Raw genomic sequence first — 20,874 nt, 5'->3', positions numbered from 1 at the left:
GCACTGCTCACCCGGACGAGTCGTCCTCCCCCGGCGCCGGAGGCCGCGCACGCGCCGCCGCCTCCTCGCGCGCCGCCTGTTCCGCCGCCAGCCACCGGGCCCGCTCCGCCTCTCGGGCGGCCACCATCTCATTGCCCCGCTCCAGGAAGTCCGCGAACACCGGCCAGTGCTCCCGGAAGAACGCCAGCTCCTTCTCCGGGAAGGGCGCGAGCGAATGCAGCGTCAGGATGACGAAGCCGACGTCGCGCTCGGGGTCCACCTTGCTCTGCGCGTAGGCGCGGAACAACCGCAGCCGGCCGCACACGAAGCCCTCGGCCAGCACCATGGCCCAGCTCTCCTCCATCTTCTTCAACGCCGCGCCCACGTTCCCCTCCCGGCAGAGGATGGCGACCGTGGGCATCACCAGGAAGGTGGGCATCCCGTCGAAGCGGCGGCAGGCCTCGTGGATCCACCGCCAGGCCCGCCGCGTCTCCCCCAGCATGGCCAGGCCCAGCGCGAGGTGCCCGCGCAGGGCGAGCTCGTCCAACGCCATCCAGGGCGGCAGGCGCCGCTTCATCAACGGCTCCAGGAGGGCCACCGCCTCCGCGTACGCGCCCTGGTGCAGGCGGCAGACGCCCACTCCCGCGAGCGCCGCCGTGCGCAAGGAGCCGTAGGACCACCGGGCCGACTCCCGGAAGAGCGCCTCCGCCCGCGAGCTGTAGCCCCTGCGCAGCTGCTCGCTCGCGAGGCGGTAGGAGCGAAACCAGCGGCGCCGCACGAAGTGCTCCCCCACCACGGCGCAGGCGTACAGCAGCGCGACCAGCGCCACCAGCAAGAGGACACCGCGCACGAGCTCCAGCAGCAGCGGCGAGGACAACAACCATTCCATGACGGGGGCTCCAGGGTGACGGCAGAGGTCTGGTGCCCGACCCTACCGCCAACGTCACCCGCAGTCACGCGCCCGGGGCATGGCCTCCCACGGGCGTGGCACGTCCACGGGAGGGGTATGCCTCGCGCTCAGGCGGGAGTGGACGCCGTGCGCGGCGCGGGCTCCACGCCCAGCATCCGCGCCAGCTTGGGCCGCACCCCGAAGGAGCCCAGCAGCGCCTCCAGCTTCGCGCGCGCCTGCCGGTTCTCCTTGTGCACCCGCCGGCCCAGAATCAGCTCGTTCTTCAACGAGTGCTCCCAGCCCGTCAGCTCCGTCACCGTCACCTGGTAGCCGAAGGCCTCCAGCGTCAACGCGCGGATGACGTTGGTGAGGTGGCTGCCGAACTCGCGCCGGTGCCAGGCGTGCTGGTAGAGCAGCGCCAGCGTGGGGTCCACCGCCTGCTTGCTCTCCTTGAGCTGCGTGGCCACCTCCGCCTGGCAGCACGGCACCACCGCCACGTGGTCCGCGCCCTTCTGGATGGCCACCGCCAGCGCGTCGTCCGTCGCCGTGTCGCACGCGTGCAGCGCCGTGAGCAGGTGCAGCCGCTCGGGCCACTGCGCCGCCTCCAGGTGCGCCGTCTGGAACTCCATCCTCCCGAAGCCCAGCCGCTGCGCGCGCTCCTTCGCCCGCTGCGTCAGCTCCGGCCGGCCCTCGATGTTGAGCATCGTGCCGGCCTCGGCGTCCTTGAAGAACAGCTCGTAGAGGATGAAGCCCAGGTACGCGTTGCCACTGCCCGCGTCCACCACCACGGGCGCGCTGTGCCGCGTCTGGAGCTCCTCCATCGCCGGCCGCAGCAGCCCCACCAGGTGATTCACCTGCTTGAGCTTGCGCAGGGCGTCCGCGTTGAGGTGCCCCTCGCGCGTGAGCAGGTGCAGCTCACGCAGGAGCTCCTTGGACTGGTCCGGCAACAGCTCGCGCCGGACCTGCTGGCCTTTGACTTGTCGTCTCAGACGGACACCACCTCGTTGACCTCGGGGACGAGCTCACGCAGGCGCGACTCGATTCCCATCTTCAGCGTCGCCGTGGACGAGGGGCACCCCGCGCACGAGCCCTTCATGTGCAGGTAGACGATGCCGTCCTCGAAGCGGTCCAGGGTGATGTCCCCGCCGTCCTGCGCCACCGCCGGCCGGATTTCCGCGTCCAGGATGTCCTGGATGCGCATCTCCACCGAGCCGCTCGCGCCCGTCGCCACGCGCGAGGCCGCCAGGGCCTCCTCGTTCACCGCCGGCAGCCCCGCTCCCAGGTGCTCGTCCAGCGTGGCCATCACCGCGTCGTTGAGCTCGTCCCACTCACCCTCGTCCCCCTTGGTGACGGTGACGAAGTTGCTGCCCACCATCACCGCCCTCACGCCCTTGATGCCCATGAGCTTGAGCGCCAGCGGCGACTTCTCCTCCGCGGCCTGTTGACTCGTGATGTTGACCGCTCCGGACGCCAGCAGACGGCGATCCACCACGTACTTCAGCGTGCTGGGGTTGGGCGTCCACTCGAGCTGGATGTTCACCGACATGTCGAAATATCTCCCGTGCCCCCTTCCTCTAAGCCGCCCGTCCTCCCCTGGCAACCCCGAGCTTCGCGGCTTCTCCTGCCCGCCAGGGTTGCTTTATCGGACAATTAGATTCTTACTCGACTTCAGCGATTCGCCATCAAGGCATGATAAGCTGAGAGAACCGTTGGACACCCAGTCGGGGGAGACGTTGCATGGAGAGCCCGAGCCTGCTGGCGCAGACCCCCAGCGCGGCGGTGCAGCCGCGGATTCCCTCGAGCGTGTTCGAGGGGCTCTTCGTCCGAGGCCTGGAGCCCCACGCCGCCCTGGCCCGGGCGCTGGCCGCCGAGGGCTATGACCCGAAGTGCCCCGAGCTGGACTACCCCATGCAGGTGTGGAAGCGGTGTGTCGCGCTGGCGAGGGACCTCGTCTACGGAGAGCTGAGCGACGCGGAGGCCTATCGCCTGCTGGGCCGCAAGCTGTCCGCGGGCTTCGCGAACACGCTGGTGGGCCGGGTGGCCGCGGTGGCCCTGCCCATGATTGGCGCGGCGCGCGTGGTGGAGCGGCTGCCGCGCTACCTGGCGATGATGGGCCGGCCGGACCTGGACGTGCAGCTGGTGCCCGTGGGCGAGCGCGCCCGGCGCATCACCTTCCACGACCTCCACAACCGCCCGGAGCTCGTCGCGGGGGCGCTCGAGGTGGCGCTGGAGGCGGCCCACGCCCAGCCCCTCGTGAGCGTGGAAGACCGCTCACATCTGGGCTTCCGCCTCCTCGTGCGCTGGTAGACTGCCCGCCATGGCCTTTCCTCCCCGGCTGGCACACCTCGCCACGCGCGCGGTGGTGGTGGCGAAGTTGATGCCCACCTACGCGCGCGCCCACCACATCGACGAGAACGAAGCCGCCCAGCGGCTCGGCGCCGCGCTCCAGGGCCGGCTGCTGCCCTCGCTGCTGGAGGAGGCGTGGCGGGCCATGCGCGGCAAGGCCAAGCGTCTGGATGACGAGGCCCTGGTGGAGAAGGTGGCCACCACGTTGATGGACCGGCCACAGCGGCCCGGACGGGTGGCGGAGCTGACCCCCGCGTGGAGCGCCTTCCTGGTGCTCGCGGACCTGGAGGCCGGCACCGCCAGCGAGGCCGCGCGCCGGGTGATGGAGTCGCCCGAGGGCCGGCAGCGCGCCGCGGACGGTCTGGCCGAGGCGGGCCGCTTCCTCGCCGCCGAGCTCACCCGGGGCCGCTAGCCCGCCCCGCCGCCTCCTGGCTGGCGGGCCCACGGGCCGGCCGTTATAGGCTCCGGCCGCCCGACCGATGTCCGACCCGCTGCCGCCCACCCTGCGCGTCCATCGCGCCATCACCGAGGTTCCCCGGGGAGCCTGGGACGCCCTGCTCGAGGACGAGGCCCGGCCCTTCCTGGAGTGGGCCTTCCTCGCGGCGCTGGAGGAGAGCGGCAGCGTGGGCCCCCCGTGCGGCTGGCACCCGCGCCACCTCACCCTGTGGCGGGGCTCGAGGCTGGTGGCGGCGGCGCCCGCCTACCTCAAGGACGACAGCCACGGGGAGTTCGTCGCCGACGGGGCCTGGGCCACCGCCGCCGAGCGGCTGGGCGTGCGCTACTACCCGAAGCTGGTGCTGACGGTGCCCTTCACCCCCGTCACCAGCCGGCGGCTGCTGGTGGCCGCGGGGGAGGACCGGCGCGCCCGCGAGGCCGAGCTCGCCCGGGCCGCCCACGAGTACGCCCGGGCCGAGGGCCTCTCCAGCGTCCACGTCCACTTCCCCACCGAGGCGGAGGCTTCCACGCTGGAGGCCGCCGGTTACGCGGTGCGGCTCGGCGTCCAGTACCAGTGGCGCAACATGGGCTACGACTCCTTCGAGGACTTCCTCGGCCGCTTCCACTCCCACCGGCGGCACCAGGTGCGCCGTGAGCTGCGTGCGCTCGAGGCCCAGGGCCTCACCCTGCGCACCCTCCGGGGCGAGGCACTGGCCGGGGTGGAGCCGGACGCCCTCTACCGCCTCTACGCCTCCACGGTGGACAAGTACCCGTGGGGCCGGCGCTTCCTCACCCCGGACTTCTTCGCGTGCATGCTGTCCACCTTCCGCTCCTCCTGCGAGGTGGTGGAGGCGCGCCGGGACGGCCGGCTGGTGGCCGGGGCCTTCAACCTGGTGGGGCCCCGGGTGTTGTATGGCCGCTATTGGGGCTGCTTCGAGAAGCACCCCTTCCTGCACTTCAACGTGTGCCTCTACCACCCGGTGGCCGAGGCCATCGCCCGGGGGCTGGAGCGCTTCGAGCCCGGGGCGGGCGGGGAGCACAAGCTCACCCGGGGGTGCGAGCCGAGCCTCACCCGGAGCGCCCACTTGCTCTTCCACCCGGGGGTGGACAGGGCGGTACGCTCCTTCCTGGAGCACGAACGGGCGGCCGTGCTGGCTGGCCTGCCCCGGTGGCGAGCGGAAACAGGCTTCAAGCGGGGGCCGTTCGTGCCCCCTACTCGTTAGAGGGAGACCATGTCCCGAGAGAAGTACGACCCGGATTCCAACGTCGCGACGGAGACTTTGCCGCAGAAGAAGCTCAAGCGGCCCACCCTCTACAAGGTGCTCCTCCACAACGACAACTACACGACTCGGGAGTTCGTGGTGGCCGTCCTCAAGGAGGTCTTCCACAAATCCGAGGCGGACGCCGTGCAGATCATGCTGCACGTTCATTACAACGGAATCGGCGTAGCGGGCGTTTATACGTTCGAGGTCGCCGAGACGAAGGTACGGACCGTGGAGGCGGCGGCGCAGGAGAATGGCTTCCCGCTGCGCCTCTCGATGGAACCAGAGGAAGGTTGAGACCGTGGCAGGACCGCTAATCGCCAAGGCATTGCAGGACAGCTTCCGGACCGCGATGGAAGAGGCGCGCCGGATGCGTCACGAGTACCTCACGCTCGAGCACCTGTTGCTCGCGCTCACCAAGGACAGCCGCACCCGCGAAGTGCTCAAGGGCTGCGGAGCCAACGTCAAGCGCCTGCGGGAACGCCTGGAGGGCTTCCTGGAGGAAACGGTCGAGCGCCTGCCCGAGGGGGTGGACGCCGAGCCGCAACAGACCATCGGGGTGGAGCGTGTGCTGCACAGCGCCGCCATGCACGCCCTGTCCGCCGAGCAGAAGTACATCGACGGCGGGGACATCCTCGTGGCGCTCTTCCGCGAGGAGGAGAGCCACGCCCTCTACCTCCTGCAGGAGGAGGGGCTCAGCCGGTTGGATCTGCTCAACTTCATCTCCCACGGCATCTCCAAGGACGGCGAGTCCTCCGAGGGAGCGCCCCAGGGCGGCGGCGCGCCGGCCGGGGACGACGAGGAGGGAGAGGGCGGCCCGCGCAAGAGCCCGCTGGAGGCCTACACCACCAACCTCAACGAGGAGGCGAAGGCGGGCCGGATCGATCCGCTCATCGGGCGCGAGAAGGAGCTGGAGCGCACCATCCAGGTGCTGTGCCGGCGCCGGAAGAACAACCCGCTCTACGTGGGCGAGACGGGCGTGGGCAAGACGGCCATCGCCGAGGGCCTCGCGCTGCACATCCACGAGGGCAAGGTGCCCGAGGCGCTGAAGAGCTCGGTCATCTTCTCGTTGGACATGGGCGCGCTGCTGGCGGGCACCAAGTTCCGCGGCCAGTTCGAGGAGCGGCTCAAGGGCGTGCTCAAGGCGCTCAAGGAGCACCCGGACGCCATCCTCTTCATCGATGAAATCCACACCATCGTCGGCGCGGGCGCCACCAGTGGCGGCTCCATGGATGCCTCCAACCTGCTCAAGCCCGCGCTGGCCAGCGGCCGGCTGCGCTGCATCGGCTCGACGACGTACCAGGAGTTCAAGGCGTCCTTCGAGCGCGACCGCGCCCTGTCCCGCCGCTTCCAGAAGATCGAAGTGGGCGAGCCGAGCGTGGAGGACACCATCCTCATCCTCGAGGGGCTCAAGAGCCGCTACGAGGAGCACCACGGGGTGAAGTACGCGACGGAGGCCCTCCGGGCGGCGGCGGAGCTGAGCGCCAAGCACATCAACGACCGCTTCCTGCCGGACAAGGCCATCGACGTCATCGACGAGACGGGCGCGGCCGAGCGGCTCAAGCCCCAGGGCCAGCGCACCGGCCAGGTGACGGTGGTGGACGTGGAGGCGGTCATCTCGAAGATGGCGCGCATTCCGGCCAAGAGCGTGTCGGCCAGCGAGGGCGTGCAGCTCAAGAACCTGGAGCCCGAGCTCAACAAGGTCATCTTCGGGCAGGAGTCGGCCATCAAGTCGGTGGTGGACGCCATCAAGCTGGCGCGCAGCGGCCTGCGCGCGCCGGAGAAGCCCATTGGCAGCTTCCTCTTCTCGGGCCCCACGGGCGTGGGCAAGACGGAGCTGGCCAAGCAGCTCGCGCAGGTGTTGGGCGTGGAGTTCCTGCGCTTCGACATGAGCGAGTACTCGGAGAAGCACACGGTGAGCCGGCTCATCGGCGCGCCTCCGGGCTACGTGGGCTTCGACCAGGGCGGCCTGCTCACCGACTCCATCCGCAAGCACCCCTACGCGGTGCTGGTGCTGGACGAGATTGAAAAGGCCCACCCGGACCTCTTCAACATCCTGCTGCAGGTGATGGACCACGCGACGTTGACGGACAACAACGGCCGCAAGGCGGACTTCCGCAACATCATCCTCATCCTCACCACCAACGCGGGAGCGAGGGAGATGAGCACCAAGTCCATCGGCTTCGGCGACAAGCTGGCTGTAGTGGACGGGGCGCGCGCGAAGAAGGCCATTGAAACCACCTTCACGCCCGAGTTCCGCAACCGCCTGGACGGGTGGGTGCTCTTCTCCGGCCTGCCGCCCGAGGTCATCCTCAAGGTGGTGGACAAGGAAGTGGGCCTGCTCCAGAAGATGCTGGACGAGAAGCGGGTGAAGCTGGAGCTGACGCCGGCGGCGAGGGCGTGGCTGGCGGAGAACGGGTACGACCCGGCCTTCGGCGCCCGTCCCATGGCGCGGCTGGTGGACAACACGCTCAAGAAGCCGCTGGCCGAGGCGCTGCTCTTCGGCGAGCTGGCGGGCGGAGGCGTGGCGCGCTTCGACGTGGAGGGCGAGGGCCTGAAGCTCAAGGTGGTGCCCGCCAAGGAGCCCGCCCCCGCGGCGTAAGCCCCTCTCCCCCGGGAGACCCCGGAAACGACAAGGGCCAGGTGGAGGTCTCCCTCCCCTGGCCCTTCGTCTTTTCCAGCGCCGGGCCGGACTACTGAACGCGGTAGGCCTTCACCGCGCTGCTGAGCTGGTCGGCGATGATCTGCAGGGTGGTGGCGGCCTCACCGGTGGCGCCGATGCGGGCGACGGTCTCGTCCATCATCTTGGACAGGTCGCTCACGGCGGTGGTGATCTGGTTGATGCCCACGTTCTGCTGGCCGACGGCGGCGGCGATCTGCCGCACGGCCGAGGCGTTGTCCTGGATGATGCCGGACAGCTCGCGCAGGTTCTTGCCGTAGGTGCGCACCTGCTCGAGGCCCGCCTCCATGCGCTGCGAGCCGCGCTCGGTGATGCGCACGGCGGTGGCCACCGAGTTGCGGATATCGTCCAGCAGCTCGCGCACGCGGTCCGTGGATTCAATCGACTGGTCGGCCAGGGCGCGGATTTCGCGGGCCACGACGCCGAAGCCCTTGCCGTGCTCGCCCGAGCGCACCGCCTCGATGGCGGCGTTGAGCGCGAGCATGTTGGACTGGTCGGCCAGGTCCTTCACCGTCTGGGTGATGCTGCCGATCTGCACGGTGCGCTCGTCCAGCTCGAGAATCTTCTGGGCGATCTCCTGCACCTGGGCGCGGATGTCGTTGAGGCCGGCGAGCGTCTGCTCCAGGGAGGCCTCGCCCGCGCGGCTCAGCTCGTCGGCGCGCTCGGCCACGGAGAGCACCGCGTCGGCCTTCTGGGCGGCCAGGAGACTCGTCTGGCGGATCTCCTGGGCGGTGACCTGCGTCTCCTGCAGCGCGGAGGCCTGGCGGGAGACGGTCTGCGACTGCTCGGAGGCGGAGGCGTTGAGCTGCTCGGTGGAGGCGTTGAGGGCCTCGGCGGCCTGCTGGAGGTTCTGCGTCACCGAGCTCAGCCGCTCGACCATCTGCGAGAAGTAGCGGGCCAGCTGGCCCACCTCGCCCACGGCCTGCACGCGGATGGGGCGAGAGAGGTCGCCGGACTCGACGATGTGGGCGGCCACGTCGGTGAGCTCGCGCAGCGGGCCCACGATGGAGCGGTTGAGCACCATCACGGCCACGACGCCGCCCAGGACGATGAGCAGGCCCAGTCCCAGCATGGTGAGCCAGAGCCGGCCCACCTGGGCGCCCACGTTCTCGTGCTTCATGCCCACGTGCAGCACGCCGCGCGTCCCGCCGGACAGCGGGGCGGCCACGTCGACGACGGTCACCGACTTGCCGTCGATCGTCGTCTCCACCGCCTCCTCCACCTTCACGCGCTGGCCGTTGGTGAGCTCCCCGGGCTGCAGGCTGTTGCTGGCGAGCAGCGGCTGGGGGAAGTCGCCGGAGAAGGTGTGGGCGAGCACGTTGTTGGCGCCGTCCACTACGTAGAGGTAGCCCACGCCGTCGGCGTCACGGAACGTGTCCAGCAGGGGCTGCAGCGAGGTGGCCCCATCGGCCGAGGCCCGCTCGGCGGCCGCCGTGAAGCCGATGGCGATCGCCTTGCCCTCGCTCATGGTGCTGTCCATGAGGTTGCCGCGCAGCCTCTGGGCGGCGATCGCGGAGAGCAGCAGCACGATGGCGACACTGACCACCGCGGTGACGGTGACGAATTTGGGGCCGATGCCCATCGATTGATTCTGGGTGGCGGGGGCGCTCACGGAAGCTCCTCAACGGAGAAAGTCGGGGCCGGCATGGGGGACCGGCGGGCAAAGGGACTCAAGCGACACCCTCCGGACTGGGAGGGCGGTTGGGCATGGAGCCACCGCGGCGGCAGCTCATGCGGATGATGTCGGGGATGGCGGACAGGGGAACGCCGCGGTCGGCCGCCTTCATCTCGATGGCCACCCGGGGCATGCCGAAGACGACCGAGGAGGCCTCGTCCTGGGCGAAGGTGACGCCACCGGCCTTCTTGATGTCCAGCAGTCCGCGCGCTCCGTCCTCGCCCATGCCGGTGAGGACACCGCCTCCCGCGCGGCTGCCGTAGGTGCGCGCCAGCGAGGACAGCAGCAGGTCTCCCGAGGGGCATGGCCCGCCGCGCGTGCGCGTCAGCCGGATGACGCCGTTGCCCTCCACCGTCAGGTCGTGCCCGTCCAGCGGGAAGTACACCCGGCCGGGCTCCAGCTTCTCGCCCTCGCGGCCGATGACGACCTTGAGGGGCGTCACCTGGGACAGCCAGCGCACCATGCCGGGGGTGAAGCCCTCGGTGATGTGCTGGGCGATGACGATGGGCACGGGCAGGTCCGCCGGCAGGCGCGAGAGCACCTCGGAGAGCGCGGGCGGTCCACCCGTGGAGGCCGCCAGGCCCAGGATGTCCACCCGGGCCCCCGTCACGGGCGGCGGCGGGGTGGCGGGACGCAGGCGCCGGGAGATGACGGGGACCTCCGCCATCAGGCACACCGACTCGGCCAGCTGCCGGCCCCAGCGGCGCAGCTCCTCGCCACTGGCGACGGACGGCTTGCCGATGAGCTCCAGCGCTCCGGCGCTCATCGCCTGGAAGCACACCTCCAGGTTGCGCTGGTCCGCCACGGCGCTCACCACGAGGATGCGCGCCGGGGCCTCGGCCATGATGGCCGCGATGGCCGCCGGGCCGTCCAGGTCCGGCATCAACAGGTCCATGGTGATGACGTCCGGGCGCAACAGGCGCGCCAGCGTCACCGCCCGGCTTCCCGTGTTGGCCCGCCCCACCACCTCGATGCGCGGATCATCCGTCAGCAGGGCGCTGACGGCATCCGCCATGGTGGGCGAGTCGTCCACGACCAGGACGCGAATGGGCTCCTTGCCAGTGCTCATGCGCGTGCCCCCCTTCGGCTCATGACGTCCAACACCTCGGTCAACAGGCGGCCCGCGGCGCACTCCCGCTTGCTGAGGTAGCCGTCCGCACCCGCCGACAGGCCCCGCGCCCTCGCGCCCGCGCTGTCGTTGGCGGAGACGAGAATGCACGGGACGTCGCGCGTGTCCGGCTGCGCGCGCAGCTTCGCGATGAGCTCCGTGCCGTTCATCTCCTCCATCTCGAGGTCGCAGATGATCACGTCGTAGGTCTCCGTCTGCAACCGCTCCAGGGCGCGCGCGCCGCTGGCGGCCAGGTGCACGGTGAAGCCACCGGCCTCCAGCATGGCGCGGTGCAGGGCGCGCGCGGTGAGCGAGTCGTCCACCACGAGGGCGCGGCGGCTCGTCGGCATGGAGACGGCCTGCTGGGCCGCCTCCGTCACCACCCAGCCGGGGCGGAGGATGAGCAGCAGCTCGCCGCGGCTGAGGATGGCGGCGCCCTGGTAGGCGGGCACGTCGCGCACCTCGGCGGGCAGCGGACGGATGACGAGGTCGCGGTCACCCACCACCGCGTCCACCGCGAGCGCCAGGCGCTTGCCACCGCTCTGCACGATGATGAGCGGCTGGCCCTCGGACGGGGGCGCCGAGGCGCGCAGGCCCATGCGGGCGCCCAGGTCCGCCACCGGCACCAGCTGGCCGTTGTAGTCCAGCTGCGTCTTCGTGCGGCCGATGCGCAGGTTGTCCTTGCTGGCCAGCTGGGTGGACTCCACCGCCAGCATGGGCAGGCCCACCTGAGCGTCGATGGCGCGCACCGTGAGCACCGGCGAGCTGCCCAGATCCATGGGCAGGGTGATCATGAAGCGCGTGCCGCTTCCCTTGGTGCTCACCACCTCGATGCGGCCCTGCATGGACTCCACCGCCGAGCGCACCGCGTCCAGGCCCACGCCGCGGCCCGAGGTGTCGGTGACGTCCGTGCGGGTGCTGAAGCCGGGGCGGAAGATGAGGTCGCGCAGCTGCGCCTCGTGCATCCGCGCGCCCTCGTCCGCGGTGATGAGGCCCTTGCGCTCGGCCGACGCGCGCACCATCTGCACGTCGATGCCGCGCCCGTCGTCGCTCAGCTCCAGCACGAGGATGTTGCCCTGCTGCTCCACGCGCAGGGTGAGGGCACCCTCGTGGTGCTTGCCGGCGCGCTCGCGCTCGTCCGGCATCTCAATCCCGTGGTCCACCGCGTTGCGCAGCAGGTGCACCATGGCGCCCTTGAGCTTCTCGAGCAGTCGGCGGTCCAGCGACACCTCGGCGCCCACCACCGCGAGCCGGGCCTGCTTGCCCAACTGGCGCGACAGGTCGCGCACCATGCGCTGCAGGGGCTCGAGGATGGTGCGCACCGGGCGCGTGGTGATGGACTTGAGGCCTTCCTCGAGGCTGTCGACGATGTCCGAGGCCTCGTGGCCATCCGAGCGCACGCCGGCCGACACGGCCGAGAGCACCGCGCGGGCGCGGGCCGTGGGCGCCAGCAGCTCGCGCGCCGACAGCAGATCCACCGCCTTGGACAGGTCGCGGAGCCGGTCCTCCAGGCGCATGCGGAACTCGCGCAGGCGCTCCACCTCGCGCATCAGCGTCGTCACCTGGTGCGAGGCCACGCGCCAGCCCGCGTCCCCTGCCTCCTCGTCCGCCATGGACATGGACGGCGCCGGGGCCATGGGGGCCAGCGTGGGGGTGGGCGCGGCGGCCGCGTGGGCCACGGAGGCGGCCTGTCCGGAGGCGGCATCCTCCGGGGGCGGTGCTTCCGCCACCAGCTGCGCCAGGGCGTTCGTGGGGTCCGGCAGCGCCTCGCCGCGGCCCTCCGCGTGCGCCTGGGCGCGCAGCAGGAAGAGATCCAACCCGTGCAGCAGCATGTCCACCAGGGACCGCGGCATGGGCTTGATGTCCTTGCGCAGCGGCGCGAGGGCATCTTCCAGCTTGTGCGCGATGGAGCTCAGGTCCTGCAACCCGAGGCTGGCCGCACTGCCCTTGAGGGTGTGCAGGTGGCGCGCCAGGCGGGTGTACACCTTGCCCAGCGCCTCGTTGTCGAGCCCTTCCCGCTCCAGATCGAGCAGATCCAGGGTGACCTTCTGACAGACTTCCTGCGCCTCGCCCGAGAAGCCGGCGACGAGGCTCTGCAGCATGGGGTCAACCGGCATTGCGCGCCCCGGCACCGCGCGCGAAGAGGCGCGGCAGATCAATGACGTGGACGATTTGGCGGGTAGTGCTCAACAGAACCTCGGTCACCGGGCCCTCCGCGTGCGTGCGAGCCGCCTCCACCGCGGCGGCGGGCAGGCTCAACGGGCGGGGAATGGCCTCGCAGTCCAGGGCACACAGCTCCCCGTCACCGCGATCCACCACGAGCAGCACGGCGGGGTCCTGCCGCCAGCCGTGGCCGCCCAGCAGCGCGGCGAGGCTGAGCGCGGCGAGCACCTGGCCCTGGTAGCGCAGCACGCCGATGACGTGCGGCTGGGACAGGGGCACCGGTGTCACCAGGCGCAGCGGCAGGGCGGCGCGCAGCGAGTCCAGGGGAATGGCATAGCGCTCCTCGCCCAGGGGGAACTCGGCCACCATGAGCATGGTCTCGTCGGCGGTGCCGTCGATGCGCCCGCTCAGGCGCTTGGCGCGCTCGTCCAGGAGCGAGCGGACCTCTTGATCCTGCACCTCCTCGGGGCCGCGAGAGGGGGTTGTCATTCGATGGCTCCCAGCGTGAGGAAGGCGTCGGCGGACGCCCTATAGAAGCGGGCCGGCAATGGCTCGGGCCCCTCGATGGTCAAATCCGGCGGAAGCCGGGCGGCGTTGTCGCGCACGGTATTCATGAGAGCGAAGGCAGCCTCGCGCGCCCCTGCGCGCTCACGCAGCAGGGCGAGCTCCAGCATGCCGGGGAGATAGTCCCGGAACTGTTGCAGCAGCTTTTCCAGAATGGTGGCCGCGCCGGCCTCGTCGCCCCCCTCGATGCGCTGGAGCGCCTCGGTGTGGAGCTTCACGGGCGAGGGAGGAGGCGGCGGCGCGGGAAGCGGCGGCGTCACCGCGCGCATGGCCACCCTGAAGGGCTCGGGCTCGCGGGCGGCGGGCTTGGGCGGAGGCGCCAGCTCCTTGGCCGTCGGGCGGCGGAAGGCCTGCAGCTCCGGAGGCCCCACGCGCACCAGCCCGGCGGGCGGATGATCCACCTCCACCGTGCCCAACAGCAGGTGGCCGCCCGGCACGAGCGCGCGCGCCAGGTGGCCCAACGCCATCTGCACGGCATCCGGGGAGAAATACGTGAGCACGTTGCGGCAGAAGATGACGTCGAAGCTGCCGTGCAGCTCCGGCAGTGGCTCCAGCAGGTTGCCCTGGGCGAAGCGGGTGACGGCGCGCACGGAGTCGATGATGCTCACCCGCCCGTCGGCGACCTCCGTGTAGAGCGGGTAGAGCATGGGCCCGGCCTCGCGACGGGACCAGTTGCCGTACACGCCCCGGCGGGCCGCCTGGAGCCGGCCCTCGTGCAGGTCGGTGCCGAGCACCTCCACGCGCACGCCCGGGGGCGCCATGCCCAGCAGACACGCGGCGATGGAGTACGTCTCCTCGCCCGAGGCGCACCCGGCGCTCCAGCCGCGCAGGGCGAGCTCGCCCCGGCGCAACGCCGCGGGCACCACCTCGGAGGCGAGGAAGCGGAACTGCTCCGGGTGGCGGAAGAAGTACGTCTCCCCCACCAACACGGCGTCCAGCAGGGCCCGCGCCAGGGGAGTCCCGGGACGCTGCAGCTCCGCCAGCAGCTCGGCGGCGGAACGGCCGCGCGCCAGCTCCGCGCGCACCACGCGGTCCACCGCGGAGGGTGAGATGGCCGTGTCACGGAACCCCGTGCACGAGGAGACCACCTCACGCGCTCGCGCGAGCACCTGCTGAGACTCCACCCCCGAACTCATGCGCTGCGCTCCACCTCCGCGGGCTTCAACACCCGCGCGGCCTCGCTCAACATGTCCTGAGTGGCGAAGGTCCGCGGGTCGAAGATGGGCACCGAGCGCTCACCGGCCCTCAGCATCCCCATCAACGCGTCCCGCAGCTGCCCGTGACCGGAGGCGGCCACGCGCTCGCGCCGCTCGATGTCCGAGGCCTGGTACTCCTCGGGGTCCTGCACCGCGTCCACGCTCAGCGCCAGCTGCAGGCCCTCGAGCTCCATGATGACCAGCTTGCGCTCCTCGACGGGCTCGCTGTGCGCCACCTCCAGCCGGCGCGCCAGATCCAGCACGCACACCGGCTCGCCTCGCAGCTCGAAGAACTCGGAGATGTACCCCGGCCCCAGCGGCAGCGTGCGCGTGGTGGGCTGGAGGATGACCTGGCGCACGGAGTCCAGGGGGATGGCGAACTCCAGGCCCCCCACCGTGAGCCGCAGCAGGGCCATGGAGCCCTGCCGCGCACGGCGCCTCGCGTTGGCCAGCGCGTTCTCCACCGCGCTCAGCAGCTCATCGGCCCGGAAGGGCTTGGCCAGGAAGAGCTCCGCGCCCATGCCCAGGCACGACTCCGCCCGGCTCACCTCCGAGGAGATGATGATGACGGGGATGGGCGCGGTGGCGGGATCCGCCTTGAGACGCTTGAGCACCTCGTCGCCGTCCATCTCCGGCATGGAGAGGTCCAGCAGGATGGCCGCCGGCTGCACGCGGCCCACCTTCTCGAGCGCCTCCTTGCCATTGCTCGCCGTGTTCAGCGCGTAATGGCCGGAGAGGATCGCGCGCTCGAGCGCGAGGATGGCATCACTGTCGTCGACAAGGAGCAGGGACGGGAGGCTCACGACTCGGCTCTCAATTCTGGGCCAGGAACTTGCGCACGGTTTCCGTCAGATCGTGATGGGAAACCGGCTTGTTGATGAAGGCATTGGCACCGGCTTCGACCCCGCGCTGCCGCAGGTCTCCGCCGCGCTCACCCGTGAGAAGGATGACCGGGACGTCGCGCACCTGAGCCAGGGGGCTCGCGCGAACCTGCTTCACGAAGGTGATTCCGTCCATACCAGGCATGTTGATATCCGCGATGACCAGCTTCACCGGCACCAGCCGGAGCAGTTGCAACGCCCGTGTCGCATCCTCTGCCTCGACGAACCCCATCTTCAGGTTCATGAGGTAGATCTTGAGGATGTTGCGTACGGTCGGGCTGTCATCCACGAGGAGGATGTTGGCGCTCAAACCCAGGCTCCTCCCGGGGCCACAAGGTCCCGGGTGAAGGAAACGGTGAGACTGTACCGTGCTCTCGCCTTCCAGCAAAAGCCGGTGCGATCAAAACCAGGAAACCAGAGGGACGGACGAGCCCGTCCCCCCGTACAGCGATCAGCCAGCCGAGGGAGGAGAGCCGGTTTCCCCACCCCCCGCCTTGTCTTCGTTCAGGTCTACCGGCGGGGCGCCGATGGCGTGATAACCCCCATCCACGTGCACCATTTCGCCCGTGGTGGACGGCAACCAGTCTGAGAGGAGCGCGCATGCGGTGCGGGCCACCATGTCATGGCTGGTGCGCGCATCCCAGCCCAGGGGCGCCTGCTGGCCCCAGCCCTTCTCCAGGGACTTGAAGCCGGGGATGCCCTTGGCCGCTATGGTGGCCAGCGGGCCGGCGGCCAGGGCGTTGACCCGAATGCCCTTGGGGCCCAGGTCCCGGGCGAGGTAGCGCACGGTGGCCTCCAGGGCCGCCTTGCACACCCCCATCCAGTCGTAGATGGGCCAGGCCACGCGGTTGTCGAAGTCCAGCGTGACGATGGAGCCGCCCCTGGGCATCAGCGGCATCACCGCCACGGACAGCTCCTTGAGGGAGAACGCCGAGATACGGAACGCCGTCTGGACACTCTCCCAGGGCGTGTTGAGGAAGTTGCCGCCGAGCGCGTCCTCGGGGGCATAGGCGATGGAGTGCAGCATCCCGTCCACCCGGCCCCAGCGCTGGCGCAGGGCCTCGGTGAGGGCGGGGAAGTGAGCGGGGTTGGTGACGTCCAGCTCCAGCACCTCGGTGCCCGCCTTGAGGCGCTTCGCGCTGCGCTCCGTGAGCGAGCGCGCCCGGCCGAAACCGGTGAGGAGGATGTCCGCCCCCTGCTCCAGCGCGTGCTCGGCCACGCCGTAGGCGAGCGACTGGGGGGTGAGCACTCCGGTGATGAGGAGCTTCTTGCCCTGCAGCAGCATGCACAGGCCTTTCTGGCTAAGAGAGAGAGAAGAAGTCCCGGGGGTTTATCACTCCCGGAGGCCCGGGTAAGCCAGGAAGAAGGAAGACCTCCCGGGTCGCGCGTCCCGCCGGGTGTCGGAGAGCGGATGAAGTTGCGCTCACGTGGCGCATGAATCCTGCTGCTCCCCCGGCGCCCACGGGCTGGGAAGCGGGGTGCGCCTGCTCAACAAATCGTGCCGAAAACCCCCCAACGGGGCGGCCTTCCAGTAAAAGACAGCACGCCATGGCGAATTTCCAGGACTCGTACCTCTCCGGCGGAAACATCGACTTCATCGAGGGGCTCTACGCGCGCTACCTCGAGGATCCGTCCAGTGTGGACCCGAGCTGGCGCGAGGTGTTCTCGCGCAACGACGGCACCGGCCGTCCCATCTTCAACCCCACCCTCATCGAGCCGCCCACCCCCGTGGTGCCGGGCAAGGAGGCCAAGGCCAAGGGCAAGGGCGACAAGGCGGACGCCGCGGTGGCGCTCGCCCCCCAGACGGCCCCCACCGTCGCCTTCGAGCAGGACATGAAGCTGCAGTCGCGGGTGGATCAGGTCATCTCGGCCTTCCGCCTGCGCGGGCACCTGCGCGCCCACCTTGATCCGCTCGGCCGCCCCCGCCCGGCGCTCAGCCACGTGGCCGACGTGGGCATGGTGGACGACTCGCACTTCTCCGCCGCCGAGCTGGAGCAGCTGGTGGAGAGCTCCGGCGTCTTCCCCGAGGCGCGCGTCAAGCTCAAGGAGCTGCTCGGCCGGCTGCGCCGCACGTATACCGGCTCCATCGGCGTCGAGTTCATGCAGATGCTCGACAGCGAGCGGCGCCGCTGGCTGATGAAGCGCATGGAGGACAGCGAGAACCGTACCGCGCTGCCGGTGGAGGACCAGCGCCACATCCTCACCCGGCTCTCCTACGCCGAGGGCTTCGAGAACTTCCTGCACACCAAGTTCATCGGCGCCAAGCGCTTCGCGCTCGATGGCGGCGAGGCCCTGGTGCCCATGCTGGACGCCATGCTGGAAGTGGGCGGCAACATGGGGCTCAAGGAGGTCGTCATCGGCATGGCCCACCGCGGCCGCCTCAACGTGCTGACGAACATCCTGGGCAAGCAGCCCGCGCAGATTTTCAGCGAGTTCGAGGGCCCGCAGGACCCCAAGCAGCACATGGGCCGCGGCGACGTGAAGTACCACATGGGCTTCAGCTCGGATCACGCCACGCGCACCGGGAAGAACATCCACCTGTCGCTGGCCTTCAACCCCAGCCACCTGGAGGCGGTGGACCCGGTCGTCGAGGGCCGCGTGCGCGCCAAGCAGGACCGCAGCGGGGACACCGAGCGCACCCGGGTGATGCCGCTGCTCATCCACGGTGACGCGGCCTTCATCGGCCAGGGCGTCATCGCCGAGACGCTCAACCTCGCGGGCCTCGAGGGCTACAAGACGGGCGGCACCCTCCACGTCGTCATCAACAACCAGGTGGGCTTCACCACCGACCCGTCCGACTCGCGCAGCTCCATCTACTCCACCGCGCTCGCGCAGATGCTCGACGTGCCCGTCTTCCACGTCAACGGCGACGACCCCGAGGCCTGCGTCCACGTGGCGCGCCTGGTGGCCGAGTACCGCCAGACCTTCAAGACGGACGTCGTGGTGGACCTCGTCTGCTACCGCCGCTACGGCCACAACGAGGGTGATGACCCCTCGTTCACCCAGCCGGCCATGTACGACATCATCCGCAAGCACCCGACGGTGCGCACGCTCTACGCGCAGCAGCTGGCGGAGAAGGGCCGCATCTCCGCGGAGGAGTCCGAGGCCATCAAGCAGCGCTGCATGCAGGAGTTCGACGCGGCGCTCACCCGCGCCCGCGCGCACAGCGAGTTCAAGGAGCCGAGCGCGCTCGAGGGCCTGTGGGCCCCGTACAAGGGCGGCCTGCACAAGAGCGCCCCGCAGGTGACCACGGCGGTGGACAAGGAGACGCTGCGCGCTGCCCTCAAGAAGCTGTCCGAGGTGCCCGAGGGCTTCAACGTCCACCGCGACGTGGAGCGCACCGTCCTCAAGAAGCGCCAGGGCATGCTGCAGAGCGAGGAGCTGCAGTGGAGCGAGGGCGAGTCGCTCGCCTACGCCACGCTGCTCTCCGAGGGCTACACCCTCCGCCTGAGCGGCCAGGACAGCGAGCGCGGCACCTTCAGCCACCGCCACGCCGTGCTGCACGACGTGAAGACGGGCGAGAAGTTCGTCCCGCTGCGCCAGTTCCCCACCGGCCGCGCCTGCTTCGACGTCGTCAACAGCCCCCTCTCCGAGATGGGCGTGCTGGGCTTCGAGTACGGCTACAGCCTCGACGTGCCGGACGGCCTCATCCTCTGGGAGGCCCAGTTCGGTGACTTCGCCAACGGCGCGCAAATCATCATCGACCAGTTCATCGCCGCGGCGGAGACGAAGTGGCGGCGGCTCAGCGGCCTCACGCTGCTGCTGCCCCACGGCTACGAGGGCCAGGGCCCCGAGCACTCCAGCGCCCGTCTGGAGCGCTTCCTGAGCCTGAGCGCCGAGGACAACCTCCAGGTCGTCTACCCCACCACGCCCGCTCAAATCTTCCACCTGCTGCGCCGCCAGGTGCTGCGCCCGCTGCGCAAGCCCCTCGTCATCATGTCGCCCAAGAGCCTGCTGCGCCGCCCCGAGGCGACGAGCAAGCTGGACGAGCTGGCCACCGGCTCCTTCCAGGAAGTGATTCTGGACAAGGTGAACCCGGCCAACGTGACGCGGCTGCTCTTGTGCAGCGGCAAGGTCTACTACGACCTGGTCAAGGCCCGGGACGAGCGCAAGGACGACTCCATCGCCATCGTGCGCGTGGAGCAGCTCTACCCCTTCCCCTTCGACGAGCTGGCAGGCCTCGTCGCGAAGATGCCGAAGCTCACCGAGCTGCTCTGGGTGCAAGAGGAGCCCCGGAACTCGGGAGCCTGGTACTTCATGTTCCCCCGCCTGCACGACCTGGCCGCGGCGCGAGGCCAGGGCGGCCCGCTGAAGGTCGGCTACATCGGGCGCGCGGAAGCCGCCAGCCCCGCCACCGGCTTCCCGCAGACGCACAACCTGGAGCAACAGCTCATCGTCGAGGAAGCCATCCTCCGAGGAACCAAGAATGGCCGTTGAACTGAAAGTCCCGCCCCTGGGCGAGTCCATCACTGAAGCCGTCGTCGGAAAGTGGAACAAGAAGAAGGGCGAGGCGGTGTCCGCCGACGAGCCCCTCGTCGTCCTGGAGACCGACAAGGTCACCATCGACGTGCCCGCTCCCGCCGCCGGCTCCCTCGCCACCATCTCCTTCAAGGAGGGAGACAAGGTACGCGTGGGTGAGGTGCTCGGCCTCATCGAGGCGGGCGCCGGTGCCACCGCTTCCGCTGCGGCCGCCGCGCCCGCTCCCGCGGCTTCCGCTCCGGCCGCCGCCGCTTCCGCTCCCGCCGCGGACGACGTGCGCATGACGCCCGTGGCCCGCAAGATTGTCGAGGAGAACCGCCTGGACGTCGCCCAGCTCAAGGGCAGCGGCGCCGGCGGGCGCATCACCAAGGAGGACGCGCTCGGCCAGCTCAACCGCCCGGCCGAGGCCCCCGCTCAGCGCGCCCCCGCTCCGGCCGCTCCCTCCGGCCCGCGCCCGCGCGCCGACCGCGAGGAGCGCGTGAAGATGACGCCGCTGCGCCGCCGCGTCGCCGAGCGCCTGCTCCAGGCCCAGTCCAACGCCGCCATCCTCACCACCTTCAACGAGGTGGACATGGGCGCGGTGATGGAGCTGCGCAAGCAGTACAACGAGAAGTTCCAGGCCCGTCACGGCGTGAAGCTCGGCTTCATGAGCTTCTTCATCCGCGCCGCCGTCGAGGCCCTCAAGGCCTTCCCCCAGGTCAACGCGGAGATCGACGGCGACGACGTCGTCTTCAAGCACTACTACGACATCGGCGTGGCGGTGAGCGGCTCGCGCGGCCTGGTGGTCCCCGTCGTGCGCGACGCCGACACCCAGTCCATGGCCGAGCTGGAGAAGAAGATCGGCGACTACGGCGTGCGCGCCCGCAACGACAAGCTCACGCTCGCCGAGCTCCAGGGTGGCACCTTCACCATCACCAACGGCGGCATCTTCGGCTCGATGCTCTCCACCCCCATCCTCAACCCGCCCCAGACGGGCATCCTGGGGATGCACAACATCGTGGAGCGCCCGGTGGCCCGCAACGGCCAGGTCGTCATCCGGCCCATCATGTACCTGGCCCTCTCCTACGACCATCGCCTCATCGACGGCCGCGAGGCCGTGCAGTTCCTGGTGCGCATCAAGGAGTGCATCGAGGATCCGCAGCGGCTCCTGCTCGAAGTCTGACAGCCCGCTCCTCCCGCAACAGGACGGCCCCTTCCGCAAGCTGGGAGGGGCCGTT

Annotated in this window: 18 protein-coding genes; 7 read left to right on the top strand and 11 right to left on the bottom strand. The window is 70.3% G+C overall.

Features of this window, described 5'->3' with window-relative positions:
* Positions 1–7: 7 nt before the first annotated feature.
* From ACJ8AN_RS17650 to ACJ8AN_RS17640, 3 genes are all read right to left on the bottom strand, one after another.
* Positions 8–868, bottom strand: a complete 861-nt coding sequence (locus ACJ8AN_RS17650) for a hypothetical protein (RefSeq protein WP_407756547.1) — start codon at positions 866–868, stop codon at positions 8–10.
* A 128-nt stretch (positions 869–996) separates the two neighbouring features.
* Positions 997–1,815 (bottom strand): class I SAM-dependent methyltransferase, encoded by an 819-nt coding sequence (locus ACJ8AN_RS17645; protein ID WP_407756546.1) that lies wholly within the window; start codon positions 1,813–1,815, stop codon positions 997–999.
* A 38-nt stretch (positions 1,816–1,853) separates the two neighbouring features.
* The gene (locus ACJ8AN_RS17640) at positions 1,854–2,414 is read right to left on the bottom strand and encodes a NifU family protein (protein WP_407756545.1); all 561 of its coding nucleotides are present in this window, start codon (positions 2,412–2,414) and stop codon (positions 1,854–1,856) included.
* 191 nt (positions 2,415–2,605) lie between these two features.
* Here ACJ8AN_RS17640 and ACJ8AN_RS17635 point away from each other — a divergent pair, with 191 nt between their 5' ends.
* The 5 genes from ACJ8AN_RS17635 to clpA all read left to right on the top strand — a co-directional run bounded on the left by ACJ8AN_RS17635 (position 2,606) and on the right by clpA (position 7,513).
* Positions 2,606–3,175 (top strand): DUF2378 family protein, encoded by a 570-nt coding sequence (locus ACJ8AN_RS17635; protein WP_407756544.1) that lies wholly within the window; start codon positions 2,606–2,608, stop codon positions 3,173–3,175.
* A 10-nt stretch (positions 3,176–3,185) separates the two neighbouring features.
* The gene (locus ACJ8AN_RS17630) at positions 3,186–3,626 is read left to right on the top strand and encodes a hypothetical protein (RefSeq protein ID WP_407756543.1); all 441 of its coding nucleotides are present in this window, start codon (positions 3,186–3,188) and stop codon (positions 3,624–3,626) included.
* A gap of 67 nt (positions 3,627–3,693) precedes the next feature.
* Entirely contained in the window at positions 3,694–4,872 is a 1,179-nt protein-coding gene (locus ACJ8AN_RS17625; protein ID WP_407756542.1) for a GNAT family N-acetyltransferase, read from the top strand.
* A 9-nt stretch (positions 4,873–4,881) separates the two neighbouring features.
* The gene (locus ACJ8AN_RS17620; protein WP_407756541.1) at positions 4,882–5,208 is read left to right on the top strand and encodes an ATP-dependent Clp protease adaptor ClpS; all 327 of its coding nucleotides are present in this window, start codon (positions 4,882–4,884) and stop codon (positions 5,206–5,208) included.
* A gap of 4 nt (positions 5,209–5,212) precedes the next feature.
* Positions 5,213–7,513, top strand: a complete 2,301-nt coding sequence (clpA, locus tag ACJ8AN_RS17615; protein ID WP_407756540.1) for an ATP-dependent Clp protease ATP-binding subunit ClpA — start codon at positions 5,213–5,215, stop codon at positions 7,511–7,513.
* Positions 7,514–7,604: 91 nt separating this feature from the next.
* Here the strand turns inward: clpA and ACJ8AN_RS17610 are convergent, their stop codons facing one another.
* The 8 genes from ACJ8AN_RS17610 to fabI form a co-directional block, all read right to left on the bottom strand.
* Positions 7,605–9,173: a methyl-accepting chemotaxis protein gene (locus tag ACJ8AN_RS17610; RefSeq protein WP_407756552.1), complete on the bottom strand. Its 1,569-nt coding sequence runs from the start codon at positions 9,171–9,173 to the stop codon at positions 7,605–7,607.
* 88 nt (positions 9,174–9,261) lie between these two features.
* Entirely contained in the window at positions 9,262–10,335 is a 1,074-nt protein-coding gene (locus ACJ8AN_RS17605; protein WP_407756539.1) for a chemotaxis protein CheB, read from the bottom strand.
* Positions 10,332–12,491 carry a response regulator gene (locus ACJ8AN_RS17600; RefSeq protein ID WP_407756538.1) on the bottom strand — a complete coding sequence of 720 codons (2,160 nt, stop codon included), beginning with the start codon at positions 12,489–12,491 and terminating at the stop codon, positions 10,332–10,334. The genes ACJ8AN_RS17605 and ACJ8AN_RS17600 overlap by 4 nt, the downstream gene beginning before the upstream one ends.
* Positions 12,481–13,026, bottom strand: coding sequence for a chemotaxis protein CheW (locus ACJ8AN_RS17595; RefSeq protein WP_407756537.1), 546 nt, complete (start codon positions 13,024–13,026; stop codon positions 12,481–12,483). The genes ACJ8AN_RS17600 and ACJ8AN_RS17595 overlap by 11 nt, the downstream gene beginning before the upstream one ends.
* A complete protein-coding gene (locus tag ACJ8AN_RS17590) occupies positions 13,023–14,237 on the bottom strand; it encodes a CheR family methyltransferase (protein WP_407756536.1) in 1,215 nt (404 codons plus the stop codon). Before ACJ8AN_RS17590 ends, ACJ8AN_RS17595 begins: the two co-directional genes overlap by 4 nt.
* Entirely contained in the window at positions 14,234–15,100 is an 867-nt protein-coding gene (locus ACJ8AN_RS17585) for a response regulator (RefSeq protein WP_407756535.1), read from the bottom strand. Before ACJ8AN_RS17585 ends, ACJ8AN_RS17590 begins: the two co-directional genes overlap by 4 nt.
* A 10-nt stretch (positions 15,101–15,110) precedes the next feature.
* Positions 15,111–15,488: a response regulator gene (locus tag ACJ8AN_RS17580; RefSeq protein WP_108066897.1), complete on the bottom strand. Its 378-nt coding sequence runs from the start codon at positions 15,486–15,488 to the stop codon at positions 15,111–15,113.
* Between the two features lie 141 nt (positions 15,489–15,629).
* Positions 15,630–16,463, bottom strand: a complete 834-nt coding sequence (gene fabI, locus ACJ8AN_RS17575; protein ID WP_407756534.1) for an enoyl-ACP reductase FabI — start codon at positions 16,461–16,463, stop codon at positions 15,630–15,632.
* A gap of 263 nt (positions 16,464–16,726) precedes the next feature.
* Here fabI and ACJ8AN_RS17570 point away from each other — a divergent pair, with 263 nt between their 5' ends.
* Entirely contained in the window at positions 16,727–19,615 is a 2,889-nt protein-coding gene (locus ACJ8AN_RS17570) for a 2-oxoglutarate dehydrogenase E1 component (protein ID WP_407756533.1), read from the top strand.
* On the top strand, positions 19,605–20,819 hold the full coding sequence (gene odhB, locus ACJ8AN_RS17565; RefSeq protein WP_407756532.1) for a 2-oxoglutarate dehydrogenase complex dihydrolipoyllysine-residue succinyltransferase: 1,215 nt from the start codon (positions 19,605–19,607) through the stop codon (positions 20,817–20,819). Before ACJ8AN_RS17570 ends, odhB begins: the two co-directional genes overlap by 11 nt.
* The last annotated feature ends 55 nt before the right edge of the window (positions 20,820–20,874 follow it).

Origin of the sequence: Archangium sp. (assembly GCF_045802675.1) — a bacterium.
Taxonomy (GTDB): Bacteria; Myxococcota; Myxococcia; order Myxococcales; family Myxococcaceae; genus Archangium.
Note: the sequence above shows the minus strand (reverse complement) of the source record. Positions and strands in the feature narration are given on the sequence as shown.